The organism is Microbispora sp. CSR-4 (assembly GCF_008033685.1).
Classification (GTDB): Bacteria; Actinomycetota; Actinomycetes; order Streptosporangiales; family Streptosporangiaceae; genus Microbispora.
In genome coordinates, this window is sequence record NZ_VJVX01000041.1 from 72,871 (window position 1) to 79,158 (window position 6,288).

The 6,288-nt window shown below is 72.4% G+C and carries 4 protein-coding genes; all 4 read right to left on the minus strand.

Going from position 1 to position 6,288, the window contains the following annotated elements; translation table 11 throughout:
* Window positions 1-231: 231 nt before the first annotated feature.
* Complete coding sequence (locus FLV34_RS26720; RefSeq protein ID WP_147944383.1) at window positions 232-1,539, minus strand: homoserine dehydrogenase; 1,308 nt, start codon at window positions 1,537-1,539, stop codon at window positions 232-234.
* A 42-nt stretch (window positions 1,540-1,581) separates the two neighbouring features.
* Complete coding sequence (lysA, locus tag FLV34_RS26725; protein ID WP_260617217.1) at window positions 1,582-2,940, minus strand: diaminopimelate decarboxylase; 1,359 nt, start codon at window positions 2,938-2,940, stop codon at window positions 1,582-1,584.
* Between the two features lie 176 nt (window positions 2,941-3,116).
* Window positions 3,117-3,983 carry a DALR anticodon-binding domain-containing protein gene (locus FLV34_RS26730; protein ID WP_147944387.1) on the minus strand — a complete coding sequence of 289 codons (867 nt, stop codon included), beginning with the start codon at window positions 3,981-3,983 and terminating at the stop codon, window positions 3,117-3,119.
* 62 nt (window positions 3,984-4,045) lie between these two features.
* Window positions 4,046-6,067, minus strand: a complete 2,022-nt coding sequence (locus FLV34_RS26735; RefSeq protein WP_147944384.1) for a glycosyltransferase family A protein — start codon at window positions 6,065-6,067, stop codon at window positions 4,046-4,048.
* Window positions 6,068-6,288 lie beyond the last annotated feature (221 nt).

Sequence of the window (6,288 nt, forward strand, 5' to 3'; positions counted from 1 at the left end):
GGAGACCCTTTGTGATCAGATGACGACGGCCGGAGACGCGCGGCCCGTCGTCCACGGTTGCGGCTGGTTATGGCGTGGCGGCGGCAAGAGCCCGTGCCGGGGGCCTGCCGTACGCCGCTGGAGCCGCCGCACGGCGACGCGGGACCCGTACGGGCATGATCGGCAGACGTGACAGGGACTCCCGGGTGGAGCACCCGGGAGTCCCTTCAGCGCACGTTTCCGCCTTCGGTGTCAGGGCGTGTCGTCGCCCTCGACCCGCATGACGCTCGCGACCGCGCGGACGATGTTCAGGTCGCGCAGGTCCTTGATCGTGGCCGACAGGGCGGCGTCGCTGGCCCGGTGGGTCACCAGCACGAGCTGGGCGTCGTCGCCCCGCCCCTCCTGCCGCACCGTCTGGATCGACACGTCGTGCCTCGCGAAGATCTCGGCCACCCGGGCGAGCACACCGGGCTTGTCCGCGACGTCGAGCGACACGTGATAGCGGGTGATGCTGTCGCCCATCGGGTGGACCTTGAGATCGGCGTACGTCGACTCCTCCGGCCCGCGCGTGCCCGCGATGCGGTTGCGCGCCACGGCCACGATGTCGCCCAGCACGGCGCTGGCGGTCGGCGCGCCGCCCGCGCCCGCGCCGTAGAACATGAGCCGCCCGGCCGACTCGGCCTCCACGAAGACGGCGTTGTACGCCTCGCGCACCCCGGCCAGGGGGTGCGACCTCGGGATCATGGCGGGGGGCACCCGGACGCCGACCGTCTTGCCGTCGTCGGAGCGGGCGCAGATGGCCAGCAGCTTTATGACGTACCCCATGCCCTTGGCGGAGGCGACGTCGGCCGCGGTGATCTCCGTGATGCCCTCGCGGTGCACGTCGGCGGCCGTCACCCGGCTGTGGAAGGCGATGCCGGCCAGGATCGCGGCCTTGGCTGCGGCGTCGAAGCCCTCGACGTCGGCGGTGGGGTCGGCCTCGGCGTACCCGAGCGCCTGGGCCTCCTCCAGGGCGTCGTTGAACGAGGCGCCGGTGGAGTCCATCTTGTCGAGGATGTAGTTCGTCGTGCCGTTGACGATGCCCAGCACGCGGCGCACCCGGTCGCCGGCCAGCGACTCGCGCAGCGGGCGCAGCAGCGGGATCGCCCCGGCGACGCTGGCCTCGAAGTAGAGGTCGGCGCCGTTCTCGCGGGCGGCCCGGTGGATCGTCGCGCCGTCCTCGGCCAGCAGCGCCTTGTTGGCGCTCACAATGGACTTGCCGTGCGCCATGGCGGCGAGGATCAGCGACCTGGCCGGCTCGATGCCGCCGATCACCTCGACCACGATGTCCACGTCGTCGCGGGTGACCAGGGCCTCCGCGTCGGTCGTGAGCAGGGCGGGGTCCACGTCGGTGTCCCGCTTGCGCCCCAGCCTGCGCACGGCCACGCCGGCCAGCTCCAGTGGGGCGCCGACACGGGCGGCCAGGTCGTCGGACTGCTCGCGGAGCAGGCGCACGACCTGCGAACCGACGACGCCGCAGCCCAGCAGCGCGACCCTGAGCGCCGGTTTGGCCTTACTCACGATGCCTCCTCGCTTCGCCGCCGGACTGCTCGGGGCGGGCGGTCACAGCTGCCCCCTGAGCAGGTCGTCCTCGGTCTCTCTGCGGATGATGACCCGCGCCTGGCCGTTGGACACCGCGACGACGGCGGGCTTGGGCAGATAGTTGTAGTTGTTGGCCAGCGACCGGCAGTAGGCGCCGGTGCCGGCGACGGCGATCAGGTCTCCGGGGGCCAGGTCGCCCGGCAGGTAGAGGTCGCGCACGACCATGTCGCCGCTCTCGCAGTGCTTGCCGACCAGGCGCGACAGCATCGGCGCCGCCTGGCTCACTCGGGAGGCGAGCACGGCCGTGTATTCGGCTCCGTAGAGGGCGGTGCGGATGTTGTCGCTCATCCCGCCGTCCACGCTCACGTACGTGCGCAGGCCCTCCACGTCCTTGACCGTACCGGCCTCGTACAGGGTCACACCGGACACTCCGGCGATCGAACGGCCCGGCTCGACCGTGAGCCGGGGCACGGGCAGCCCGGCCGATTCGCACACCTTCGTGACGATCTCCCGCAGGCTGTCCGCGATGACCTTGACGTCCAGGGACTCGTCGCCCACCACGTACGGGATGCCGTATCCGCCGCCGAGGTCCAGCTCCGGGAGCACGACGTCGTGCTCCTCCTTGATCTCGACCAGCAGCCTGGCCAGGCGGCGGGCCGCGACCTCGAACCCGCCGGTGTCGGTGATCTGCGACCCGATGTGCGAGTGCAGACCGACCAGTTCGAGCTGCGGCAGCGCGAGGATGCGCCGCACCGCCTCGGCGGCGGCGCCGCTGCTCAGCGACAGGCCGAACTTCTGGTCGTCGTGGGCGGTCGCGATGAACTCGTGGGTGTGGGCCTCGACGCCCACGGTCACCCGGATCATCACCTTCGGCCGCACGCCGTGCTTGTCCGCGAGGAAGCCGAGGCGGGCGATCTCCTCGTACGAGTCGACCACGATGTGGCCCACGCCGACCTGGACGGCCCTCTCCAGCTCGGCGAGCGACTTGTTGTTGCCGTGCATCGTGATCCGCTCGGGCGGGAAGCCGACGCTGAGCGCCACGGCGAGCTCACCGGCACTGCACACGTCGAGGCCGAGGCCCTCCTGGTCGATCCAGCGGGCGACCTCGCGGCACAGGAACGCCTTGGCGGCGTAGTGGACCTCGCCGTCGTGGAAGGCGGATCGATACTCACGGCAGCGTGAGCGGAAGTCCTCCTCGTCGATGACGTACAGAGGCGTGCCGAACTCCTTCGCCAGGTCGCGTACGTCGATTCCGCCGATGGTGACGGCGCCGTCGGCCCTGCCGGACGTTCGCGGCCAGATGGCCGGTTCGAGCGCGTTGAGGTCGGCGGGCACGTGCTGCGGACGCTCCTCTGGCAGTCCGGCGGTCACGGCGACGATAGATGAAGCGGCGTGCAGGTCGCCGGCTGGGTGGGCGAATCGACTCACCCGAACGAGGCTAGCCGACCCTGCGATTCACTCGCGCCTGCTGTTCACCCTGCGAGACGGCCCGGAAGGAAGATATTCAGGTCCGCAGGTCGTTGACGGCATTGCTTCCGGCTATCGGCGGGTTTGACTCAGATTTTGCCGGGCGGGGTGACACCCAGCTCCACCAGCCCCTCGCCGAGCACGAGGCGCACCGCCTCCCCCATCCGCACCCGGGCCGCGTGGACCTCCGACGGCGGCTCATCGCCCATGGGAATCGGGGACGCGCGCTCGACGGCGGTGTGGTAGGCCTCGGCCAGCCGTTCGAGGTACGCCGCCCATCCCGGGTCGCGGCTCTCCCGCCTGCTCGGCAGCTCGGCCAGCACCCGCAGCACGGCCCGGTCGAACGGGCCGTCGAGCAGCTCGGGCCGCGCCGCCACGCCGGTCCGCACACCCAGATCGCCCGCCCATCGCCGTACGGCTCCCGCCCGCACGTACGCGTACCGTACGGCGAAACCGGGGTTGTCCCAGGTGCGGGGGAAGTCCGGCCACGGCGCCGCGTGCTGCGGGGACACGGCGGCCCCCGGCTGCGAGTGCACGGCTCCCGGTCGGGGCACGGCGACCGGGGCGGCTCCCGGCCGCCGGGGCGAGGCCAGGACGTCTTCGACGATCCGTCCCGGCGTGGCGACGCCGATGACGAGGAAGCCGTTCGGACGGACGTCCACCCGACGGACGCCGGGCACCGCGCGCAGCCGGGTCGCGAGCCGCTCCGCCGCCTCGGCAGGGGACTCCGCCGTTCCCCCCGGCACCGCCGTTCCAGACAGCGCGGACGTTTCAGGCAGCGCGGACGTTTCAGGCAGCGCCGCCGCTCCTCGCAGCGCCGCTGTTCCGGGCAGCGCCGCCGTTTTACGCAGCGCCGTTTTACGCAGCGCGGCCGTGGAGACGAAGCACGCGTCCCGCTCCCACGATCCCTGCGGCACCGGCGCGGCGCCGAGAACGCCGCGCAGCTCCTCGATCATCACGCTGCCGGGACGGCTGTGGTGGTCATCGCGGCCAGTCTAGGCCGACCTCGCCGGTGAGGTCAGAGCAAGGCGAGGGGCTCGGCCGGGACGAATCCCTCCATGCGCGCCGAGCCGAGCAGCGAGCCCTCGGCCGAGTCGCGGACGCACACGTAGGAGTAGCGGTCGGCCGAGTAGACCCGCACCCCGTCCGTACGGCACTGCCGCATCAGGACCTCGCCCCACTCCTCCGAGACGTCGCCGAAGCCGAGCTCGGTGAGCACCTGGCGGCGGGCCAGGACGGTGCCCCCGGCCACCTCGGGGAGGAACCGGTGCTCGGCCTCCGGCTGGCGCAGCAGGGTCGCGCCGGTCGCCGGCAGGTGGGCGTAGAACGACGCCTTCCCCAGCACCTCGGCGTCGGTGGAGGCGAAGTGGCGGACGAGGTCGGCCAGGTAGTGCTCGCCGTACAGGTCCCTGGCATCGAGCACGGCCACGTAGTCGCCGTCGGCGAGCCGCACCGCGCGGTCGAGGGCGGCGCCCCGGGTGATCGGCTCGCCCGTGGCGCGGACCACAACGTCGATGTCCGGGCACGACTGGCGGACGGTCTTGTCCACCAGGCCCGCGTCGAGGCCGTCCGCGACGATCACGATCTGGCCGGGCCGTTCGACCTGACGGGTGATCTGGGCGAGCAGGCGGTCAAGCTCCGCAGGGTCGGAGACGGCGGTGATCGCCGAGATCACGCCGCTGCCGCGCACGCTCGGCACACCGAGGGTGTCGAGGATCGGGTCGAGCAGCGGGGTGACGCTGGTGCGGGCCCGCCAGGCGAGGTGGGCCTCCCTGGCCAGCCGTCCCTCGTCGGCCATGAGGATCTCCGCCGCCGCGAGGATCTCCTCGCCCTTGGCCCCGGCCCGCACCTGGAGCACCGGGGTGCCGCAGGCCGCGACCTCTCCTATCACCCTCGGCTCGGCGTCGGCGCCCGCGATCACCAGGGCCGGCCGCCGGTAGGCCGTCAGCACGTCGTCGTACGACGTCTTGTCGTCGCCCTGCCCGGCCAGCGGCTGCCAGGCCGCGCCGCCGGCCGGCGGGGTGACCGTGCCGAGGGTGACGATCTCCCCGGTCCTGCCGCCCTCGGCGGGGATGGGGTTGTGCACGCGCGGCTGGATGGCGTGCGGGAGCACGCCGACCCGCTCGTGCCGCAGCGCGGAGCGCCACTCGCGGGCGCGGGCCTCGGTGGTGGCCAGCACGTACTCGAAGTGCTCGGCCGCAGGGACGGCCCGCGACACCGCGCCGCCCGAGTGCCAGAAGACCGTCTTGATCCCCCGCTTGTGGCAGGCCGCCACCAGGTCGCGCAGCGCACGCGTCTCGCCCGCCAGCGCCTCCAGCCAGCGCCCGCCGTTGCCCTGCCTGGGGCCGGGCCGTACGGACTCGACGAACAGCACGTGCGGCTGCTGCTGGTCGAGCATGGCCTCCCAGTTGTCCGGGCCGAAGTTGGTCACCAGCCGCCACTCGTAGCGCAGCAGCGCCTCGGTCTGCCGGTCGACGATCGCGGCCACCGTCATGTACGGCCGGGCCGTCGGGCCCTTGGGCACCGTGAACGACTCGGCGAGCGGCGCGGAGACCTGCGGGGCCTTGGGCTCGGGCGCGGCGGGGGCCGCCTTCACCTCGGGGACGGCGGGGATCTCCGGCTTGAAGTCCGAGCGCTTGGGCGCGGGGCGCTTCCTGACCGGCGCCTTGAGCGTCCTGGCCACCGTGCCGGGGTTCTTGCTGTGGATCGCGTCGCCGAGCTTGATCCACCGGTTCTCCTGGAGCGAGGCGAGCTTCCAGTTGGCGACCTCGGTCTGGTACTTCTGCTCGGCGAGCTGCTTGGCGAGCTGCGCGTTCTGCCGCTCGACGGTCTTCAGCCGCGCCTCGGCCTCACGCATCTTCGTCAGCGCCTCGGCCTCCGAGCGCGCCGCCTCCTCCAGCCGACGCTGGTAGTCCGTGATCAGCCGGGCCAGCTCCGCCGCGCCGGAGGCCCGCTCCACCGCCTCCGCCAGCGCCTGCCGCAGCGCCGCCGGGTCGCTCCGCTCGGGCTGTACGGCTGCCGGCTCGCTTAGCTCGCTCATAGGGGGTGACTCCGCGGTAGACCTTCAGGACCAGAGTCACAATATTCGCAGAACGCCCTGATCGCTCTCAGCTGGAGCCGAGACCTCGTGCACCTCGTCCGCCACATCCCTCGGCGACCAACGGCTCACGTACCCCGCGACCGATTCACCACGTGCCCTGCGACCGATTCACCACGACACGCATGGAGACGATCGAGCTGTGGCCGTTCTCCCAGGGGGAG